Source organism: Pseudomonas sp. NPDC089734, assembly GCF_044748865.1.
Classification (GTDB): Bacteria; Pseudomonadota; Gammaproteobacteria; order Pseudomonadales; family Pseudomonadaceae; genus Aquipseudomonas.
In genome coordinates this window covers 19398-39656 of sequence record NZ_JBIVGV010000009.1, presented here as the reverse complement: position 1 = coordinate 39656, position 20259 = coordinate 19398, and the positions used below count along the sequence as shown (strand labels likewise).

At 60.7% G+C, this 20259-nt stretch carries 19 protein-coding genes and 1 pseudogene; 14 read left to right on the top strand and 6 right to left on the bottom strand.

The genetic code is table 11. The annotated features are described in order from the left end of the window. Window positions 1–37: 37 nt before the first annotated feature. The 5 genes from ACIPY9_RS13500 (at window position 38) to ACIPY9_RS13480 (ending at window position 5605) form a co-directional block, all read left to right on the top strand. A complete protein-coding gene (locus tag ACIPY9_RS13500; RefSeq protein ID WP_400701698.1) occupies window positions 38–955 on the top strand; it encodes an AAA family ATPase in 918 nt (305 codons plus the stop codon). Then, window positions 952–1908: a DUF58 domain-containing protein gene (locus ACIPY9_RS13495; RefSeq protein ID WP_400701695.1), complete on the top strand. Its 957-nt coding sequence runs from the start codon at window positions 952–954 to the stop codon at window positions 1906–1908. The genes ACIPY9_RS13500 and ACIPY9_RS13495 overlap by 4 nt, the downstream gene beginning before the upstream one ends. Beyond that, the gene (locus ACIPY9_RS13490; RefSeq protein ID WP_400701692.1) at window positions 1905–3905 is read left to right on the top strand and encodes a DUF3488 and DUF4129 domain-containing transglutaminase family protein; all 2001 of its coding nucleotides are present in this window, start codon (window positions 1905–1907) and stop codon (window positions 3903–3905) included. The genes ACIPY9_RS13495 and ACIPY9_RS13490 overlap by 4 nt, the downstream gene beginning before the upstream one ends. A gap of 34 nt (window positions 3906–3939) precedes the next feature. Then, window positions 3940–4692 (top strand): CHAD domain-containing protein, encoded by a 753-nt coding sequence (locus ACIPY9_RS13485; protein WP_400702092.1) that lies wholly within the window; start codon window positions 3940–3942, stop codon window positions 4690–4692. A gap of 115 nt (window positions 4693–4807) precedes the next feature. Continuing rightward, a complete protein-coding gene (locus ACIPY9_RS13480; protein WP_400701689.1) occupies window positions 4808–5605 on the top strand; it encodes an acyl-CoA thioesterase in 798 nt (265 codons plus the stop codon). Window positions 5606–5626: 21 nt separating this feature from the next. Here ACIPY9_RS13480 and ACIPY9_RS13475 read toward each other — a convergent pair whose 3' ends face one another. From ACIPY9_RS13475 to ACIPY9_RS13465, 3 genes are all read right to left on the bottom strand, one after another. Further along, window positions 5627–6001 (bottom strand): Mpo1-like protein, encoded by a 375-nt coding sequence (locus ACIPY9_RS13475; protein WP_400701686.1) that lies wholly within the window; start codon window positions 5999–6001, stop codon window positions 5627–5629. A 95-nt stretch (window positions 6002–6096) separates the two neighbouring features. Then, the gene (locus ACIPY9_RS13470) at window positions 6097–7572 is read right to left on the bottom strand and encodes a methyl-accepting chemotaxis protein (RefSeq protein WP_400701683.1); all 1476 of its coding nucleotides are present in this window, start codon (window positions 7570–7572) and stop codon (window positions 6097–6099) included. A gap of 99 nt (window positions 7573–7671) precedes the next feature. Then, complete coding sequence (locus tag ACIPY9_RS13465; RefSeq protein ID WP_400701681.1) at window positions 7672–8496, bottom strand: TatD family hydrolase; 825 nt, start codon at window positions 8494–8496, stop codon at window positions 7672–7674. A 163-nt stretch (window positions 8497–8659) separates the two neighbouring features. Here ACIPY9_RS13465 and ACIPY9_RS13460 point away from each other — a divergent pair, with 163 nt between their 5' ends. From ACIPY9_RS13460 to greB, 6 genes and pseudogenes are all read left to right on the top strand, one after another. Continuing rightward, complete coding sequence (locus ACIPY9_RS13460) at window positions 8660–10087, top strand: transglycosylase SLT domain-containing protein (RefSeq protein WP_400701679.1); 1428 nt, start codon at window positions 8660–8662, stop codon at window positions 10085–10087. A gap of 104 nt (window positions 10088–10191) precedes the next feature. Continuing rightward, window positions 10192–10626, top strand: a complete 435-nt coding sequence (locus ACIPY9_RS13455) for a DoxX family protein (protein WP_400701676.1) — start codon at window positions 10192–10194, stop codon at window positions 10624–10626. A gap of 231 nt (window positions 10627–10857) precedes the next feature. Then, entirely contained in the window at window positions 10858–11166 is a 309-nt protein-coding gene (locus tag ACIPY9_RS13450) for a class I SAM-dependent methyltransferase (RefSeq protein WP_400701673.1), read from the top strand. 304 nt (window positions 11167–11470) lie between these two features. Continuing rightward, window positions 11471–12631, top strand: a pseudogene (locus ACIPY9_RS13445) (HAMP domain-containing protein); the annotation flags it as partial. Then, window positions 12632–13501 (top strand): methyl-accepting chemotaxis protein, encoded by an 870-nt coding sequence (locus ACIPY9_RS13440; protein ID WP_400702089.1) that lies wholly within the window; start codon window positions 12632–12634, stop codon window positions 13499–13501. Between the two features lie 180 nt (window positions 13502–13681). Then, on the top strand, window positions 13682–14161 hold the full coding sequence (gene greB, locus ACIPY9_RS13435; protein WP_400701670.1) for a transcription elongation factor GreB: 480 nt from the start codon (window positions 13682–13684) through the stop codon (window positions 14159–14161). A gap of 173 nt (window positions 14162–14334) precedes the next feature. Here the strand turns inward: greB and ACIPY9_RS13430 are convergent, their stop codons facing one another. Further along, window positions 14335–16839, bottom strand: coding sequence for an ABC transporter permease (locus ACIPY9_RS13430; protein WP_400701667.1), 2505 nt, complete (start codon window positions 16837–16839; stop codon window positions 14335–14337). Then, window positions 16839–17522, bottom strand: a complete 684-nt coding sequence (locus tag ACIPY9_RS13425) for an ABC transporter ATP-binding protein (RefSeq protein ID WP_400701664.1) — start codon at window positions 17520–17522, stop codon at window positions 16839–16841. Before ACIPY9_RS13425 ends, ACIPY9_RS13430 begins: the two co-directional genes overlap by 1 nt. A gap of 10 nt (window positions 17523–17532) precedes the next feature. On the opposite strand from ACIPY9_RS13425, the gene ACIPY9_RS13420 reads away from it, so the two are divergent. From ACIPY9_RS13420 to ACIPY9_RS13410, 3 genes are all read left to right on the top strand, one after another. After that, window positions 17533–18138, top strand: a complete 606-nt coding sequence (locus ACIPY9_RS13420) for an arylesterase (RefSeq protein WP_400701661.1) — start codon at window positions 17533–17535, stop codon at window positions 18136–18138. A 57-nt stretch (window positions 18139–18195) separates the two neighbouring features. Then, window positions 18196–18477 carry a hypothetical protein gene (locus tag ACIPY9_RS13415; RefSeq protein WP_400701658.1) on the top strand — a complete coding sequence of 94 codons (282 nt, stop codon included), beginning with the start codon at window positions 18196–18198 and terminating at the stop codon, window positions 18475–18477. 95 nt (window positions 18478–18572) lie between these two features. Continuing rightward, window positions 18573–19538: a L,D-transpeptidase family protein gene (locus ACIPY9_RS13410; protein WP_400701655.1), complete on the top strand. Its 966-nt coding sequence runs from the start codon at window positions 18573–18575 to the stop codon at window positions 19536–19538. A gap of 113 nt (window positions 19539–19651) precedes the next feature. On the opposite strand, the gene oprI is transcribed toward ACIPY9_RS13410, so the two are convergent. After that, window positions 19652–19903: an outer membrane lipoprotei OprI gene (gene oprI / locus ACIPY9_RS13405; RefSeq protein WP_002553018.1), complete on the bottom strand. Its 252-nt coding sequence runs from the start codon at window positions 19901–19903 to the stop codon at window positions 19652–19654. Between the last annotated feature and the right edge of the window lie 356 nt (window positions 19904–20259).

Genomic DNA, 20259 nt, shown 5'->3' with positions numbered 1-20259 from the left:
CAATAGCTTTTGAGCAGTCGCCTGGAGAGGCTTTTACATGGGCAGAAAACTCGATGCATGTCTGAGTGCCATAAATGAAGTAGTGCTGGGCAAGGAGGCGCAGGTACGTCTGGCGATGACCTGCCTGCTGGGAGGAGGGCACTTGCTGATCGAGGACTTGCCGGGCATGGGCAAGACAACCCTCAGCCATGCTCTGGCCAGGATACTGGGCCTGAGCTATCAGCGAATCCAGTTCACCTCGGACCTGCTGCCGGGCGATATCCTCGGCACGTCGGTGTTCGATCGTGACACCGGACAATTCACCTTTCATCCCGGCCCGATCTTTGCCGAACTGATACTGGCCGATGAAATCAACCGGGCAACGCCCAAGAGCCAGAGTGCCTTGCTGGAAGCGATGGAAGAAGGGCAGGTGTCCATTGAAGGCGCCACACGACTATTGCCCGATCCGTTCTTTGTGATTGCCACCCAGAACCCGTTCAGTTCCGGCGGAACCTTTGCCTTGCCCGAATCGCAACTGGACCGTTTCCTGATGCGCATCTCCATGGGCTATCCCGCCAGGGCCGCGGAAAAGGCGCTGTTGCTGGGGCAATCCAGGCGTGAGCTGGTGCCGCGTCTGCAGCCGATACTCAACCATGCCGAACTGGGCCTGTTACAGGCTCAGGCCCGTCAGGTTCGGGTCAGTGATGCGCTGGTCGATTATGTCTTGCGACTGGTGGACGCCACTCGCAGCCAGCCACAGTTCGCCTACGGGCTGTCGCCGCGGGCCAGCCTGGCGATTCTGGCCGCAGCGCGTGCCTGGGCCTTGTTACTGGGGCGTGACTACGTGATTCCCGAGGATGTGCAGGCGGTGCTGCCATCGGTGGTCGGTCATCGTCTGCGTGAGCGCAGCGATCCGACGGGGCATGGCGGCGGAGCACTGGTGCAGTGGCTGTTGCGTGAGGTGGCGGTACTTTGATCCAACAGTTCAAACCGATCTGGGAGCGCTGGCTGAATCGACGGATTCCCCCGGCGGCACGTATCAGGCTGGATCACCGGCGCATCTTCATCATGCCTACGCGCACCGGGGCGACCTTCGCGCTGGTGGTGTTCCTGATGCTGCTGGTTGCCATCAACTACCAGAACAGCCTGGCCTACGGCCTGACCTTTCTGCTTCTGTCGGTCGGGATTCTGGCGATTCTGCACACGTATCGAAACCTTGGCGGGCTGGTGCTCAGTGCGGGGTCGGCGCGTTCGGTATTCGTCGGCGAAGCGGTGCCGCTGCGTCTGCGCCTGGAAAGTACCGACCAGGCCCATCAGGCGCTGGCGCTGGGCTGGAGCGCAGCCGATCTGCAAGTGAGCGATGTCAGTGCCCAGGGGCTGACAGAGGTCGAACTGGTCCTTCCGGCAGAAGTGCGCGGCTGGCTGCGTGCCCCCCGATTAAGGGTCGAGAGCGTATTTCCGTTGGGTATCTTCCGGGCCTGGAGCTGGCTTGACCTGGAGCAGAGTGCATTGATTTACCCCCGGCCGATCCCCGGCGCGATGCCGGTGCTTCAGGGTGTGCAACCCCATGCCCGCGACGATGGGCAGGCGACCCGTGGGGCGGGCGTGGATGACTATCAGGGGCTGCGCAGCTATCAGTCGGGGGACAGCCGTCGACGCCTGCACTGGAAGGCGTATTCCCGAGGTCAGGGGCTGTTGGTCAAGGAGTTCACGGACTTGAGCGGTCATGAGCTGTGTCTGGACTTCATGGCCCTGGGCGGCGATATCGAGGAGCGCCTGTCGCGCCTGTGTTACTGGGTGCTGGAGTTGTCCCAGCGCCAGCAACCCTTTGCGTTGCGACTGCCGGGTTTTCTGTCCGGTGTGGACAGCGGCGATGCCCACCGTGAAGCCTGTCTGCGGGCACTGGCGCTGTTTGGCAATCGCACATGAACGACACCGGCCTGGGGCAACCCGTCACCCGCATCGCCCTGACCTGGCTGTTGTCGGCCCAGGCTCTGGTAATCGTGCCTTTTCTCACGCATTTGCCGGTGTCCATCATCCTGCTGTGGCTGGGGTGCATGGCATGGCGTGTCCAGGTTCTGCGTATGCGTGCCCGCATGCCTGGCACCTGGGTCAAGTCGGGCCTGCTGGTCGGTACGGCCGGGGGCGTGTATCTGGCCCGTGGCAGTCTGGTGGGGCTCGATGCGGGGGCTGCTCTGCTGATTGCGGCATTCGTGCTCAAGATGCTGGAAATGCAGACCCGCCGCGATGCGCTGGTCCTGATTTTCCTGGGCTTCTTTTGTGTGGTGGTCGGCTATGTGTTCGAGGACAACCTCTTGTGGGCCCTGTTCAGCCTGTTGCCCATCGCCGCGTTGCTGGCGGCCCTGATCGGCCTGCAACCTTCGGGGTTTGCCGACCGTCCGGCCAGCAGCCTGGCCCTGAGCGTCAAGCTGATCCTGCAAGCCGTTCCCCTGATGTTGCTGCTGTTTCTGTTCTTTCCGCGCCTTGATCCCTTATGGTCGTTGCCGCAGCCCGGCAACAAGGCCATTACCGGGCTGTCCGACAGCATGGCCCCAGGGGATCTGGCCGAGTTGAGCAAGTCACCGGCCCTGGTGTTCCGGGCCAGTTTCGAGGGGGCTGTACCGGCACGCAATCAGTTGTACTGGCGCAGCCTGACCCTTGAACAGTTCGACGGTCGTCGCTGGTCGCAATCCTTGCGGGCCCAGACGATTCAGATTCCCCAGTGGCAGAAGCAAGGGGACACGCTGACCTACAGCATTGTCATGGAACCCAGCGGGCGTCCATGGCTGCCAAGCCTCGACGTAGGCGAGACATCCCTGGCCGAAGTGCGTCAGATGAGCGATTTCCGCTTGCAGCGCAGACGCCCGGTGGATCAATCCCTGATGTTTGCGGTTACGTCCTGGCCGTCGGCGGTCCGCGATCCGCAACTGAATGAGAATATTCAGCGCCAGGACCTGCAACTGCCCGCCAAAGGCAATGCCCGGACGCGGGAATGGGCGATGGATCTGGCACGGCGTTACCCAAAGCCGGATGCCCTGGTCGACGCCATGCAGCGGTTCTTTCGCGAGGAGCCTTTTCATTACACGCTCAAGCCTGCGACGCTGGGGATCGACAGCATCGATGATTTCCTGTTTGTCAGCCGACGCGGTTTCTGTGCGCACTATGCCGGGGCCATGACCTTTACACTGCGTGCGGCGGGAATCCCTGCGCGGGTCGTGGCCGGTTATCAGGGAGGGGAGTTGAACCCTGATGGCCAGTACCTGACAGTCCGCCAGTTCGACGCGCATGCCTGGGTCGAATACTGGCAGCCTGGAATTGGCTGGCGCAGCGTCGACCCAACGGCTGCCGTGGCCCCGCAGCGAATCGAGCAGGGGCTGGAGCAGGCCTTGGCCGCCGATGAAGCCTTCCTGCAGGACTCCCCCATGTCGGTACTGCGTTATCGAGGCGTGCCATGGATCAATTCCCTGCGCTTGAGCTGGGACAGCCTCAATTACGGCTGGCAGCGCTGGGTGCTGGGTTATCAGGGGCAGCAGCAATTACAGGTGCTGGGTCGCTGGTTCTCGGGCTTTCAGATGCCGGTTTTTGTCGGGGGTGTCTTGTGTGTTCTGGGGCTGATAGCCTTGTGGCTGTTCAAACCCTGGCAGCGGGAAAGCGATCCGCAGCTGCGATTGTTCAAGGCCTTCGAGCGGTTGTTGGCGCGTCACGGGTTACAGCGTTTGCCGAGTGAGGGGGCTCAGGCATTCTGTCGTCGGGCCGTGTTGTTCTTTCCCCGGCACGCCGATGTCATCGAGGCCTTTGTCCAGGCCTTCCAGGATCAGCGCTATGGGGCAAGCGGAGCATCGGTGACCGAGTTGCGGCGTCATCTGAAGCAATTGCGTCGCCGTTTGCCGTGGCGGCTGGCACCGGTAAAAGGCAATCATTCATGAAGCGGTTTTTCAACAGGGGGTGAGCATGTCGTCGATGGTGGATCATCTGATCGCCGAAATCGTTGCGCTGGAGGTCAGGCTGCTCGCGTGTCAGGCGCGTGTCGCGGTATCCACCGACAGTGAAGCGCTGCATGACCTGCGCACTACGGTACGTCGCCTGCGCAGTGTCCTGCGCCCCTTGCGCGAGCTGCCGGGCGTCGAGCCTCTGGAAGAGGCCGCCAAGGGGGTTGGCCAGTTGACGACGCCTTTGCGTGACATGCAGGTGCTGGCTGCGTTTCTCGCCGAAAAAGGGCTGCATGACGCCGCTGGCAGGCGTCACTACTACCTGGACGAAGCCTGTCCGAAGGTGGCGCGTTCCGAAGCCTTGATCCGCCTGTTCGCCAGACTCGATCAATTCCCGGCCATGCTGCGCATGCTGGAGCGGCAAGGGTTGTTGCGTGACCTGCACAAGATCATCGAGAAGCGCATGGACAAGCAATGGCGCAAACTACGCTCGGCCATGGCTGAGCCGGGTCACGACCGCCATGATCTGCGCCTGCTGATCAAGCGTGTACGTTATGCGGCCGAGGCGTATCCGCATATCGATCAGCAACCGAAGAGCGTGTTGAAGTTGCTCAAGACTGCCCAGAGCGAACTGGGCAACTGGCACGACCACTTGCAATGGCTGGCGCAGGCCGGTCAACAGGTTGATCTGGCCCCCTGTATTGCGGGTTGGCAGATCGGCATCGTGCGGGCCGAGCGCAAGGCTGAAAAGGCTCTTGAACGACTGGGCAAGGGGTGTTTCTGAGTTTGTCGGGGTTTAGGGGCATTCAGGCCGCAACTATGCCGAAACGTCATGCGCTAGCGGATCGCCAGCTCGTTAAGATCGCGGTCAGCCAGCTTGCTTTGATGCCGGGGTGCCCATGAATTTTTCTGACCTGATCAATGCCGTTCACACAAAGCCACAGTCTGTCGTCATCCCGTCTCAATGGTCCCAGGGGCGTGCCTGTTTTGGCGGCCTGATGGCGGCCTTGCAATACGAAGCCATGCGCATTCGTGTGCCCCAGGACAGGCCGGTTCGTTCCCTGGCGATCACCTTTGTCGGACCGGCCGAACCGGAGGTTCCGATTTCCTTTGAGGTCGAGATCCTGCGGGAGGGCAAGGCAGTCAGCCAGGTGTTGGGGCGAGCGATGCAGAACGGTCAGGTGACGACCCTGATGCAGGGCAGTTTCGGTGCACCACGCGAGTCGGTGATTTCGGTCGAGGCCGAGCGCGCTCCTGAATTCAAACCGGTGGACGATTGTCAGGAGTTGCCTTTTGTCAGCGGCGCGATGCCTGAGTACCTGCGCTTCATGGCGCTCCGCTGGGCCCTGGGAGGACTGCCATTCAGCCATACGCCGTCTCCGGCCATCGGCGGTTATGTCCGTTTTCGCAGTCTGGGAGAGGCCCGCCCCGTGACGGAGGCGCATATTCTGGGCATGGTCGATACCTGGCCGCCAGCGCTGTTGCCGCACCTGAGCAAGCCTGCGCCCGGCAGCTCGTTGACCTGGACCATCGAGTTCGTCCAGCCTCAGCCGGCCTTGAATACCCACGACTGGTGCAGCTATCGGGCGGTTATCGAGCATGCCCGCGACGGCTACGGTCATACCGCCGCGATGTTATGGGGGCCTGACGGGCAACTGGTGGCGATCAGTCGGCAGACGGTGACGGTTTTTGGCTGAGCTAGCGGGGGCGGGTTCTGGCTAACGGTGATGCTTCTGTTTCCACGCCTGTTTCCAGGCACGCCACCAGGCTCCGCTCAGGACAAAGCGCGGGAAGGTCACGAATTGCTCGGTCAGCAGGCGCTTTACCGCATCGTTCCTGTCGCTGAAGGGCTCAGGGGCCTGAGCTTCCAGAGAATGACCATGGCGCTGAAAACCCAGCGCCGCGATCAGGCCGATGATCCCGATGGCGATCGAGGAAAAGCTCAGGGAAAAAAGCCCGTCGAGCAGCAGCAGAACGGCCACGATAAACAACGGAACGGCAATCAGGTGCAGGACAAGATTGGTCGGGTGCTGATGGTTGTCGGCATAGCCGCGCCATTGCCAGGCCGGAAGGTTGGGGAGTCGCTTGCCCATACTGCAGTCCTCTTCAAAACATATTTCAATGCCTGAAGAATAGGCCTGGCCGCAGTTGCCTGCGAGCCAAGCCTGACTATCGGTGCGATAGCGCTTTACAGCTTGAGTTGGCCGATGGCCTTGCTCAGTTCGCCCGCCAGGGTGGCGAGATCGTCACTGGTGGAGGCCGAGTCCACGGTCTGGGTGACGGTGCGTTCGGTCACATCACGGATGCTGACGACCGCACGGTTCATTTCTTCGGCGACCTGACTCTGTTGCTGGGCGGCGACGGCGATCTGCGTATTGCTTTCACGCATCTGGGCCACGGCACCGGCAATGGCCGCCAGGGCTTCACCGGCTTCCTGGGCCTGCTGCACGCACTCGTCGGCCTTGTAGGAGCTGTCCTGCATGAAGTCCACGGCATCGCGTGTTCCGGCCTGCAACGCGGACACCATGGTGGTGATTTCGTCGGTGGAGGTCTGTACCCGTTTGGCCAGGTTGCGGACTTCATCGGCAACCACAGCGAAGCCGCGTCCCATTTCACCGGCACGGGCTGCTTCGATGGCGGCGTTGAGGGCCAGCAGGTTGGTCTGTTCGGCAATGCTGTGGATCACGTTGACCACGCCGTTGATCTTCTGGCTGTCCTCGGCGAGGCGCTGGATCATCTGGGCCGTCTGTTGCACGCCGCTGGACAGGCCGGCAATCGATACCTGGACGCGATCGACCACGGCCTTGCCGCCACCGGCGAGTGTATCGGCGGTCTGGGACTGATCCCGCGTGGTGCTGGCGTGTTGGGCAATGTGATAGACCGTGGCCGACATTTCGTTGATCGCCGTGGCGACCTGATCGGTTTCGCTTTGCTGGCCGAGCATGCCGTGGCGTACATCCTTCATGCCGGCAGCCAGATGCGCGGCCCCTTCATCCAGGCGTGTAGCGGTCTGCGAAACGGTGTTGACCACGCGCTGATAACCGGCCTGCATGGCATTGAAGGCCTTGGCCATCTGGCCGACTTCATCGTCGCTGCCGTTAGGCACACGCGCCGACAGGTCACCGCTCTGTTCCACATGCAGCATCACGTCCTTGAGGGTATTGAGCTGGGTGAGGATGAAGCGGATCAGCAGCTGCGAAGCGCACAGCATTGCGATCATCAGCACGAATACGGTGATGGCGTAATTGGTAAAGCGATCCTTGAGCACTGTCAGGGTGTCGGGGGCGAAGGCCAGCACGGCGACACGCTGGCCGTCGGCGCGGCTGACAACCTGTGCGCCGACCAGGCGTTGTTCGTCGGCTTGCTTGTCCAGTGCAACCCAGTCCCTGGCGCTGGCCAGCTCGGGCAGCGGCAGGTTTTTCAGGCTGGGTGTCTGACCCTGGGCGTAAGTCAGCAGATTGGCCGTGGCGGGCAAGGCCTGGGCGGCGGGCCAGGCGCTGACCAGACGAGCCTGGGCCTGGGCGGCTTCTACGGCGCTTTCCTGTCTGGCCTGTTGCTCCAGTTGTACGGCGTGCAAGACCAACAGCAGGGTGGTGATGAAGGCGACCGCGTTGACGGCCCAAAACTTGTACTTCAGAGAGAGGTTGCTAAGCAGTGAGCCCATAAGTGGTCTTCTTTTGGTTGATCTTTAGAATGCGTGCAGCAAGGTGCCATCACGATGCCTTAGTCAATAAAGAATCTATTGATGCGAGTCAAGGTAACATCAGATTTCATCCAATGACGCCTCCAATACTGGCAAACCGAAAAAAACACGTGCACAGGCGGTGGTGTGGCGAGCGAGGTCTTCCTGGCTCTCCTGCCGATGCAAGGCCACTTCACGCAAGACTTCAGGAAGATACGCCGGTTCGTTGCGGCCGTTTTTCGGCTTGGGCCGCAGGCTGCGCGGCAGCAGGTAAGGGGCGTCGCTTTCCAGCATCAGTCGGCCACGGGGAATATTGTGGACCAGCGGATGCAGATGGGTGCCACGGCGTTCATCGCAGATCCAGCCGGTAATGCCAATGTGCAGGTCCATATCCAGATAACTGAACAGTGCCCGTTGTTCACCGGTAAAGCAGTGAACCACTGCCGCCGGCAGGCGATCACGGTAGTCACGCAGAATCTCCAGCAGACGCTGGCTGGCGTCGCGCTCATGCAGGAACACCGGCAATTGCAGCTCGACCGCCAGGGCCAGATGGGCTTCGAGCACCTGTTCCTGTTGAGGGCGGGGCGAAAAATCCCGGTTGAAATCCAGCCCGCATTCGCCGACGGCGCGGACGCGACTTTCCTTGAGCAGTGCCTGCAACTTTTTCTCGGTGTCCGATGTCCAAGCGCTCGCCGAATGAGGGTGAATGCCTGCCGTGCAGAAGAGCCGCAGGGCGCTTTCGTCCAGTTCATGGCACAGCTCCAGAGCCTGTTCGCTGCCCTCGACGCTGGTGCCGGTGACGACCAGTTGCGAGACGCCGGCGGCATAGGCGCGCTCGAGTACCGCCTGTCGCTGGGAGTCAAAGCTGGCGTTGGTAAGATTGACGCCGATGTCGATGAGTTGCATGGTGTTACCTCTGGCCGAAGGCTACCGAGGATAGCAAAGCTTCGGTGATAACAAGAAAGTCTAATGTATTCAGCAGGTTGAGCATGAAGGCTCAACGGTTTTGTCTGTAGCTCACTCTGGAACACCTTTTTCTGTCTTTTCTGGCATCTCCCCGGAGGCGTGAATGACCGTCCGAGTCCTGCTTTTGCCCATCGTCTGCCTGCTGGCCCTGTCGCCTCTGTCGGTGGCTGCCCGTCAGGTGGGGCCGGAAGCCGCGCAACATAAGACACAGGTGCGCGATCTGGCCGCGATTCGCAGCAGCAAGGTGTTGCGCGTATTGGTCAATCAGAGCCGTAACAGCTCGGGAGATGTCAAAGGCCAGGAAATCGGCATTGAATATCAGCGGCTGCAGGCGTTCGAGCACTACCTCAACGGCCACACCCGCAATGGCCAGAAAGTGAAGTTCAAAATCATCCCCAAGGCCAAGAACCAGTTGTTGGCGGCCTTGCAGCGAGGAGAGGGTGATCTGGTTGCGCCCGGCGAGCTGCTCGATACCGGCAGCGGCAAGGGGGTCGAGGCCAGCGAGCCGATTGTCCACGATGTGCCGCTGGTGCTGGTGGGTGTCAGGGGCGGGCGCAGTCTCAGGAATGTGGAGCAGCTTTCGGGGCGTACGCTGAGCCTGCCGGCAGGCAGCATGGCCGATGAAGCGCTGCATCAGGTGAATCAGCAACTGGCCTTGCGCAAGTTGCCGCCGGCACGGATCGAGTGGGTCGATCCCAGCCTGGCCGTGGAAGACGTGCTGGAAATGGTTCAGGCCGGTATCTACCCCTTGACCCTGGTGGAGCAGCCGATTGCCGAGCGCTGGGCCAGGGTCATGCCCAGGCTGCGTCTGGATCGCAACCTGACATTGCGCACCCATGGCGACATCAGCTGGTTCGTGCGCCAGGAGGCCACGGTGCTGCGGGCCAGCATCAATGACTTCCTCAAGACCTACACGCCTTCCGCCAATCAGGACCTGGCCTTCGAGAAGGCCTACAAGAACATGTACCGGGTCAATAATCCGCTGGTCCGCAACAATCTCCAGCGTCTGGAAAAGCTGCGGCCCATGCTGCAACGCCATGCCGATGCGCAGGATATGGACTGGCTGGACCTGGCTGCGCTGGCGTTCAAGGAGTCGAAACTGGACCCGGCGGCCAAGGGCAGCGGCGGGGCGACGGGGCTGTTGCAGATCACGCCGTCCGCGGCAAGGCGGGTCGGTGTTTCCGATATCCAGACGGCGGACCGGAACGTTCAGGCCGGCGCTCGCTACATGGCGTTGATCCGCAGCAAGTACTTTGCCAGCCCCCGGGTCAATGAGCGCGAGCGCATGGCTTTCGTCCTGGCCGCCTATAACCTGGGACCGGAGCGGGTCCAGAGCATGCGCGACGAAGCCCGTCGTCGTGGACTCAACCCCAATCAATGGTTTTTCCAGACCGAGCGCATTGCCATGGAGCAGGGCAGTGCCGGGGTGGTCAGCTTCGTGAACAGCGTGAACAAGTATTACCTGGCGTTCGATCGCGAGAGAGGAACCTTGGAGAAGGAGGCTTCCGAGAAATACGTTTCTCGCAAATAGATCGAAATATTCGATTTTTATGCTGCGTTTTTTGCGATTTTCATATTTGTTAAATTGATTATGATGGCGCCACTCCCACTTAATCAGTTACGGAATACATCACCATGAACGCAACGATCAACTCTGTACTCTCCACTCGCGCTGGCTATGGTCTGACTGTCCTGCGCATCATCGTCGGTATCATCTTCATTGCCCACGGCAGCCAGAAGCTGTTCGGCGCATTCGGTGGCTACGGTCTGGAAGGAACCGCCCAGTTCATGGAAAGCCAGGGCCTGACTCCCGGTTATCTGATGGCCCTGCTGTCGGGCAGTGCCGAGTTCTTCGGTGGCCTGGCAGTGCTGATCGGCCTGCTGGCTCGCCCTGCGGCTCTGGCTCTGGCTGTGTTGCTGCTGGTCGCCATTTTCTCGGTTCACATCGGCAACGGCCTGTTCATGGCCAACAACGGGTATGAGTTCGCCCTGGCCTTGCTCGGCGGTGCCATCGCGATTCTGATCGAAGGTGCGGGCAAACTGTCGGTGGATCGCGCGCTGTCCAACTGAGTGACGGCAGCATGAAAGGAAGGCTCGCCTCATATCAGGCGAGCCTTTCTCGTTGATGGCATTTGACAATTAACCGGCGGCTTCTCTACGATGCTGCCTAGGTGCCGATTTAACAACTACTTGCGGGGCGCCAGACAAGGCATCGATCTTGTCGAAATACCGCTAAAACGTTGGTTCGGTGTTGCCTCCCACCGCTGCCCAGCGGACCCTTCGAGGCTGAGACAAGACACCATGAGCAACCTGCGCCCCCTCGTTCGCCTGTCCCCGATCAGCACTGTGCTGTCACGCAAGAACCCGAAAATCCTGTTGGGTGGTTCGCATCAACCGACATTGCTGCGTTATCTGGACGGCTGGCCGCGTCGCCGTGGTGGCTCCTGTGCCTTTCTCATTCAATTTGCCGATACGACTCAATCGCTGTCCCGCTATGCCGACGACCAGTTCGATCTGGCCGTGATTCAGGCGCCTGACGCGGCCGATGCGGTGCAAGTGATCCGTGATCTGACGCGCATTGCACGTCAGGGCCTGATTACCCTGGGCTGACAGTTATCCGGCAACGTTTCACATTTTGTTCTCCTGACGACACCTGACGCCCGAAGCGTTTGCCATCGGGCGATGGCGGGTCGTGCACAGGAAATCCCCTATAGCGCTCAAAGCATTTGACGTCGCGCGTGACTCCGACCGTTCATCGCCTGTCTCTGGCTTGTCTGATTGCATCTCACCGACTTTTCGTACAAAGCCTGACGCACCGATTCTTCGATCAATAACCTCTATAAACGAGAACGTGTTCGTCTCAAGAAGGCCCTGGACGGCTGTCGCTAATAATAGTTAGTGAACGAGAATCTAGATGAACATATTGAGTCCTGCCATTTACGTTACAAATCGCGTCCGTTTCCCTGTCAAGTTTTTCATCCTTGGAATCATTGTCCTGATACCGCTGCTGTTTCTCGGCATTCGGGTGATGCAATCGCTCAACACCAGCATGGACACCCTGCGTCACGAACAGGTGGGCCAGCAGTACCTCCTGGATGTGACGCCCGTGCTGCGCCTGTCCATGATGCAGCGTTCGTTGACCCACAGCATGCTCAGCGGAAACGAAAGTGCCAAGGCCGAAGTCGCTCGCAATGCCGAGAAACTCGAACAGGCCTTCAATGACCTCGCGACCCTGGACGGCAAGCTCGGCAAGCAACTGGAAACGGCCGACCGGGTCCAGAAACTGCGTGCCGACACCCGCGAATTGATCGCACGGGGCAAGACCGGTGCGGACCCGTTGACGATCTTCAGCGCCTGGAACGACCAGCTGACCAGCGTGCTGGGCTTCGTCTATTACATTTCGGCCAGCTCCGGGATGATTCTGGACGAAGATTATGGCTCGTTGTTCCTGATCGATCTGAGCACATTGCGACTGCCCCGACAGATCAATGTGGTCGGCCAGATTCGCGGCCTGGCCAACGGCTTCAGCGCCGATCGCCCGGTCGACGAGACGACCCGCACCTTTGCCATGACCCTGATGAAGCAGGAGGCCCAGATTCGTCAGGAGCTGGAGCAGAGCCTGCGCCTGTTACGTCGTGACGAGCCTGCGCTTGCCGACGTGGTGGAACAACCCATCGCCGTGGCCTTTGCCGATCTGGAGAGTCTGCGCCGCGACCTGCAGAGCTATCTGGACCCGGACAAGCGCATGAATGTGAACGCCAACACCCTGGGGGAGCGTGGCAATGCGGTGGTCGGGCAGTTCTATAAGGCCCAGGAACAGATGCAGGCTTCGCTGAAGGACAAGCTTGCCACGCGCCTTCATGACCGTAGCAATGAGCGTCTGTTCTTCATTGGCCTGTTCGTCGTCATTGGCATTTTGCTGCTGTATGCCTTTGCTGGCATCTACAGCGCCCTGCGCAGTGCCGTGGATGAGCTGCTGAGCGTGACCGCACGTATCGCGCAAGGCGACCTCAGGGCTCGGGCTCTGGTAGACAGCCATGATGAGATCGGTGATGTCGCGGCGGGCCTGAACAGTATGGTCGAAGCCTTTTCCCGCTCCCTGAGCCAGGTGGAACGCAGCTCGCATTCCGTTTCCGATTCCGCGCAGCGACTGGAAAGCTCGATCAGCCAGGCCAAATCATCCATGGATGCCCAGCAGGCCGAAACTGCACAAGTGGCCACGGCCATTAACGAGATGACCGCCAGTGTGGCCGATGTGGCGCAGAACACCGAAGGGGCTGCCCGTGCCGCCGAAGCAGCCAGCAGTGCCTCCGCGAGGGGGTTGCAAGTCATGGGCGAAACCCGGGCAACCATCGAAGCATTGGCCAATGAAGTGCAACTCAGTGCGCACAAGGTCGAAGCCCTGGCCACTCACAGCCAGGAAATCGGCGGTGTGATCGAGGTGATCCGTACCATCGCCGACCAGACCAACCTGCTGGCCCTCAATGCGGCCATCGAAGCGGCGCGGGCCGGGGAGCAGGGCCGGGGCTTTGCGGTGGTGGCGGACGAAGTCCGTACCCTGGCGTCACGCACACAGAACTCCACCGAAGAGATTCGCCGCATCATCCAGCAACTGCAGGATGCAACCGACGAAGCCGTGCAACAGATGAAGGCCGGTCAGGACCGCGCCCATGAATGCCTCGATGCCTCCGAGCAGGCTTCGGGTACCCTGAAGCAGATCAACGAAGCGGTGGACGGCATCCTGGGCATGAACACTCAGATCGCCAGCGCTGCGGTGCAGCAGCATTCAGTGTCGGAAGACATCAACCGCAATGTCATGAGCATCAGTAACAGCAGTCAGGTGGTCATGGAAGGCGTCGAGGACAACGCCGCGACGGCGGACGAGTTGTCATCGCTGGCCAGCGAATTGCGCGCCGTGGTCGGCCGTTTTCAATTGGTGAAGTGAGTCATCCCTTGCGCTGCATCGTTCGATGCGGCGCTCTTCAGGCCTTTCGGTAACCCGAAGGCCTGTTCTCCTTGTCTGGCACCCTGAGCGATGACATCTTTTGTCACTGCAACGTTGGCGTGCGCCACGAAACATAGTATTTCTTCCTCTTTTTGCCCGATCTGGCTGTGAGACCCTCTTTTGAGTACGAACATCATTACAACGGAAGGTCATGAAGCTCTGAAAAAGGAGCTGGATTACCTGTGGCGGGAAAAGCGTCCCGACACGACCCGCAAGGTCACCTGGGCGGCGTCGCTGGGGGATCGTAGTGAAAATGCCGACTACCAGTACAACAAGAAACTGCTGCGCGAGATCGATCGCCGGGTCCGTTATCTGCGCAAGCGGCTTGAGGATGTGCGGGTCGTTGCCTATTCGCCCGAGCAGGAAGGCAAGGTCTTTTTCGGGGCCTGGGTCGAAATTGAAAACGAGGCGGGTGACATCAAGAAATTCAGGGTCGTGGGGTATGACGAGATCTACGGTCGCAACGACTATATCTCCATCGACTCACCCATGGCCCGTGCACTGCTGAAGAAGGAAGTGGGCGATGAGGCGATCGTGCAGACACCGAGCGGGGAAGTGCTGTGGTGGATCAATGAGATCACGTATGGCCTTCGCGGATAAATCCGCTCTTGTCACACAAAACTCAACATCATGATTTACAAGCCTTTCTGTGGGAGCGAATTCATTCGCGAACAAGCCCGTGAGGCGGAAGAAAATCTATCGTCTTCAATGACGTTTCGCGGATAAATCCGCTCCTGCAGCGGTAGGAGCGAATTCATTCGCGAAAACCGTTATCAACCCTCCCGCAAGACCGTCAGCGGGCTGGCATTCAAGGCGCGTCGGGTGCCAAACACACCGGCACCGCCCACCAGCAACGCGCCAATCAGTGGCAGCAGCAACAGCCATGGATGCGGCTGCCAGGCCAGGTCGAAGGCATAACGGTACAGCACCAGGCTGACCAGCTCACAACCCAGTGCCGCCAACAGGCCACTGGCGGCACCCAGCAACCCGAATTCGATACGGCGGGACTTGATCAGAAGGGTGCGTTCGGCGCCCAGGGCTCGCAGCAGGGCACCCTGACGAATACGCTCGTCCAGTGTGGCCTGCAGGCCCGAGAACAGCACGGCAATACCGGCCGCGAGCACGAACAGCAACACGAACTGCACCGCCAGAGTCACCTGATCCAGAATGCTGCGTACCTGCGCAAGCAGCGCTTCCACACCCAGGATGCTGATGGCCGGGTAAGTGCGGGACAGCTCGACGATCTGTTTGTCCTGCCCGGGAGGCAGGTAGAAGCTGGTCAGGTAGGTGGTCGGCAGGTCCGTGAGTGTGCCGGGCTGGAAGATCATGAAGAAGTTGGGCTGGAAGGTATCCCAGTTCACATCCCGCAGGCTGGTCACCACCGCTTCGCGATTCAGGCCGCCCACGATGAAGCCCAGGCGGTCGCCCAGCTTGATGCCCAGACTGTCTGCCAGTTTGGCCTCCACCGAAACGCCCGGTGTGGCATCGGCGGCTGCAGGTGTCCACCAGTTACCGGCGGTCAGCCTGTTGCCTTCGGGCAGGTCGGCGGCCCAGGTCAGGCTCAGGTCGCGACGGGTCGCATTCTCGCCGCGCGAGTCCTTGGTCACGAAGTTGCCGACCGGTTCGCCATTGATATTGACCAGACGACCCGGTACCACGGGGTAAAGCGGGGCCGAGTGAGTCGAGAGCCGACTCATGGACTGGGCAAAGTTTTCCTTTTCGGAAGGCAGGACATTCAGCACGAAGTAGTTCGGTGCATCCTTGGGCAACTGGTTCTGCCAGGTGTCGAGCAATTCACCGCGCAGCAGTGCGATCAAGCCCATGGACAGCAGGATCAGACCGAACGCCAGTGACTGGCCGGCGGCGGCCAGCGGGTAGCGCAACAGTTGACCCAACCCCAGACGCCAGGGCAGGGAAGCGCCCGACAGCAGGCGACGCAGGCTCTTGAGCCCCAGCAACAACAGGCTGCCCAATACCAGCGCGGCGACGATGCCGCCACCGAGCAGGGCGAAGGTCAGGACCAGATCCAGACTCAGACGCCACATGATCAAGCCCAGGGCCAGCAAGGCGGCTCCATAGACCAGCCAGGAGCTGGCCGGAATCGGCAGCATGTCCCGACGCAATACACGTAGTGGCGGTACACGTCCCAGTGCAGCCAGAGGGGGCAGGGCGAAACCGGCCAGTGCAACCAGACCGGTGCCGATACCGGCGAAGGCAGGCAGCAGGCCGCCCGGTGGCACGGTGGTCGGCAGAAGATTTTGCAGCAGGGCAAACAGCCCCAGTTGTGCCAGCCAGCCCAGCAGCGCACCACTCACACTGGCCAGCAGGCCGATGATTGCCAGTTGCAGGCTGAACAGTGTCATGGCTTCGGCGCGGGACAGGCCCAGACAACGCAGCAGGGCGCTGGCGTCGAAGCGGCGGGCGGCGAAACGGGAGGCCGACAGTGCAACGGCGACACCGGCGAGCAGCACGGCCACCAGACTGGCCATGTTCAGATAGCGTTCAGCCTTGCCCAGCGCACCGCCGATCTGCTGGCTGCCATCACGGGCGTCCTTGATTTCCTGATGGGGTTCCAGACCCGGCTCGATGGCCTTGCGGTAAGCCGCGAGGACTTCAGGTGGCCCGCTCCACATTTCCCGGTATTCAACCCGGCTGCCTGGCTGTACCACACCGGTGGCGGCGAGGTCTTGCAGGTTGATCATGACGCGGGGTGTCAGGCTGTAGAAGTTACCGGCCCGATCGGGCTCGTAGGTCAGGATGCGTGTCAGCTTCAAGGTCTTGGAGCCGACATCGATGGCGTCCCCGACCTTCAGGTCCACGGCCGGAAGCAAGCGTGCTTCTGCCCAGGCCTCGCCCGGCTCCGGGCCGTTGCCGATCTGATCGGGCTGGTAGAGATCGGGTGCGCTTTTCAGATCACCCCGTAACGGGTAGACGTCATCCACAGCCTTGATGCTGGACAGCTGGATGCCGCTGTCGGTCGCGATCACGCTGGAAAAGACCACGATGCTCGCATGGTCGAGCTTGAGCTTTTCGCCGGCTTCTATCTGTTCGGGGCGGGCCGGGCTGGAGCCTTCGAGAATCAGATCTGCCCCGAGAAATTCGGTGGCCCGCAGCATCATGGCGCCATTGAGGCGGGCCCCGAAGTAGCCGATGGCGGTACTGGCGGCCACCGCGACCAGCAGGGCGAAGAACAGGACCCGCAACTCACCGGCGCGGGCGTCGCGCAACAGTTGGCGGGCGGCAAGGCTGAGCAGACGAAGAAAGGGCAGGCGTGCCATCAAGGCTCCAGAGGGGCGATCAGACGCCCACCTTCAAGACGGATCAGGCGTCGGCAGCGGTGGGCCAGGCGCTCATCGTGGGTGACCAGCACCAGCGTCGTATTGCGTTCCTTGTTCAGCTCGAACAGCAGGTCGCTGATACGCTCGCCGGTGTGGCTGTCCAGGTTGCCGGTCGGTTCGTCGGCAAACAGCACGTCCGGGTCGGCCGCGAAGGCGCGGGCAATCGCGACCCGCTGCTGTTCGCCACCGGAGAGCTGGCGTGGCGTGTGAGTCAGGCGTTTGCCCAGCCCGACGCGCTCCAGCAGGCTGCGGGCCTTTTCGCGTGCGTCCTTGCGGCCTTCCAGCTCCATGGGCAGCATGACGTTTTCTAGGGCATTGAGGCTGTCGAGCAACTGGAACGACTGGAAGACGAACCCGACGTGTTCGGCGCGAACCCTGGCGCGTTGATCTTCATCGAGCTGGCTCAGGTTGCGTCCCGACAAGGTGACGGCCCCGGCGCTGGGAAGGTCAAGCCCGGCCAGCAGGCCAAGCAGGGTCGATTTGCCCGATCCGGAGGATCCGACGATGGCCAGCGTATCTCCCTTGTTCAGTTCCAGAGAGAGTTCGTGCAGGATAGTCAGGTCACCTTCGGTGCTGGAGACCACTTTGCTGAGGCTTTGGGCACTGAGAATACTTTCACTCATGGAGAGTCCGATGCGTGCGTGGTTTTTAAGTGCGGGCCTGGGTTTACTGCTGCTGTCACAAGGGGCAGTGGCGGGCACGGTATTGATCGTTGGGGATAGTATCAGCGCGGCTTTCGGCCTGGATACCCGTGTGGGGTGGGTCAGTCTGCTCGAGCAGCGCCTGCAGAAGGAGGGATATCCCGATAAGGTCGTCAATGCATCGATCAGTGGCGACACCAGTGCCGGAGGCCAGGCGCGGCTGCCTGCGCTGCTTGCAGAGCATAAGCCGGAGCTGGTCATTCTCGAATTGGGCGGCAATGACGGGCTGCGTGGGCAACTGCCAGCCCAATTGCAACAAAATCTTGCATCAATGATCGATCGCTCTCGCGAAGCGGGCGCCAAGGTGCTTTTATTGGGTATGCGGATTCCACCCAACTATGGGCCTCGTTACACCAAGGCGTTCGAGGAGGTCTACGGCAAGCTTGCCGAGGAGAAAAAAGTGCCGCTGGTGCCGTTTTTCCTGGAGGGTGTGGGCGGGATTCCCGAGTTGATGCAGGCCGATGGCCTGCACCCGGCGGCTAATGCCCAGGGCAAGTTGCTGGAAAATGTCTGGCCGAGCCTGAAACCGCTGCTTTGAGGCTTTTCTAGGCGGGGGCTTTCGGCTAATGTGGCGCCCCCTTATCTGGAGCCCCCCATGCCGCGTCCCGCCTGGTCCCTATATGCCTATCAAATGATCGAGCCCGATGAACAGCTCGATCTGTTCGCGTGCCAGGAGAGCCGGGTGCATCTGATTGCGCGACAGCTGGAACTGGGCGGCTCCATCGATCGTACCCTGTGCGGCACCCTGATCCCGGCCCAGCCCCGCTGGACGGGGGTCGAACAGCGTGTGCTGAGCGACGAACGCCTGTGTCCGTTGTGCAAGGCCATTCTCGACGCGCAGCGCAGGGGCATGCAGCCGATCTGGCCTGAACTCTAGCTGTCTCCATACAGAGCCTGTCTCCCGGTTCTGTAAGCACCGGTGTACACTTCATTACTTTCCCAATTTGCCGTTTGGCCGAAGGATTTTCCCGGATGTTTTCGCGCATTCCAGCCGTTACCCGCTGTCTGTCGCTTGCTGCTCTGTGCGTGGCGAGTTCTGTCAATGCACTGGAGTTCCCATTGCCTGCGCCCGGAGAGGACATCATCGGGCAGGTTCAGGTGATCAAGGCCAAGTATGAAGATACCTTTGCCGATCTGGGCACCAAGTATGATCTGGGGTATCTGGAGATGATCGCGGCCAACCCCGGTGTCGATCCATGGTTGCCGGGGGCGGGCACGGATATCGTGCTGCCGACCCGTTTCATCCTGCCGCCCGGTCCGCGTGAAGGTATCGTCATCAACCTGGCCGAATACCGCATGTACTACTACCCCAAGGGCAAGAACGTGGTGCATACCTATCCCCTGGGCGTGGGCCGTGAGGGATGGGGGTCGCCTATCGGGGTGACCAAGGTGATCGCAAAAACGCCGAACCCGACCTGGACGCCGCCGGCATCGATCCGCGCCGAGCACGCGGCCGATGGCGATATCCTGCCGAGCGTGGTGCCGGCCGGTCCCGATAACCCCCTGGGGCCGTTCAAGTTCGGACTGGGCATGTCCGGCTACCTGATTCATGGCTCGAACAAGAAGTTCGGTATCGGCATGCGTACCAGCCATGGCTGCTTCCGCATGTACAACAACAACGTGCTGGAACTGGCCGACATGGCGCCGGTCGGTACGACCGTGCGGATCATCAGCGAGCCCTACAAGTTCGGGATCAGTGGCGGCAAGGTGTTCCTGGAGGCGCATACGCCCGTGGATGACCAGGGCAATCCCTCTGTGGTCGACAAGCACACGGCGGTCATCAACGCCTTGCTCAAGCGTGACGATCTGGCCAACAACCTGCGCATGAACTGGGATCTGGTTCGCGATGTGGTGGCGGCCGAAGATGGCCTGCCGGTTGAAATCGCTGTGCCGGGTACGTCGGCAGTGGCGGCCGAAGCTCCGGTGATCTTTCAGTAAAGCCCTGAGGCCCGGCCAGCCTGACAGGGCTGGTTGTGGCCTGCATGAAGGGCAGGCAATAAAAAAGCCGACCCGTGTGAACGGATCGGCTTTTCAACAATCCCGAGGGATTATTACTTGCGGCTAGCTTTGTCCAGCATGCGCAGGGCGCGCTCGTTGGCTTCGTCAGCAGTTTGCTGAGCTTTTTGAGCAGCAGCCAGAGCTTCGTCAGCCTTACGGTAGGCTTCGTCGGCACGTGCTTGCGAACGAGCTGCTGCGTCTTCGGTAGCAGTCAGACGAGCTTCAGTTTCTTTGGAGACGCTGCTGCAACCGGTAGCCAGAACTGCGGCCAGGGCCAGAGCAGAGAATTTCAGAACGTTGTTCATCGTGTTCCCCTTCAAGGACTTTTTTCAAATTAGTCATCTCTCGAAAGTGAGAAAATGACCGGCGTACATAGTACCCATTGTTTGTAGTAAGTAAACTGACGAAGCGCAAGAAGCGAATAAAATTCTTGGCTTTGAAAGTCTTCCGCGTTACTTCTCATCCATTCTGTATAAAAACTATCCACTTTGCCGCGATGCGTTGTGACAGCGGCTCTGCGCGCGCGACGCTCTGGCAGAGCGAAGCGCGGGAACGCCTTGTAATCCGTGCCGCGGGTGGCTTCATATCGGCCATCGTCTGTCCGGTAACGCCGCTTTATCTTGAATACCGCAATGCCTCTCTAAAAGGGTGGCAGTGACTT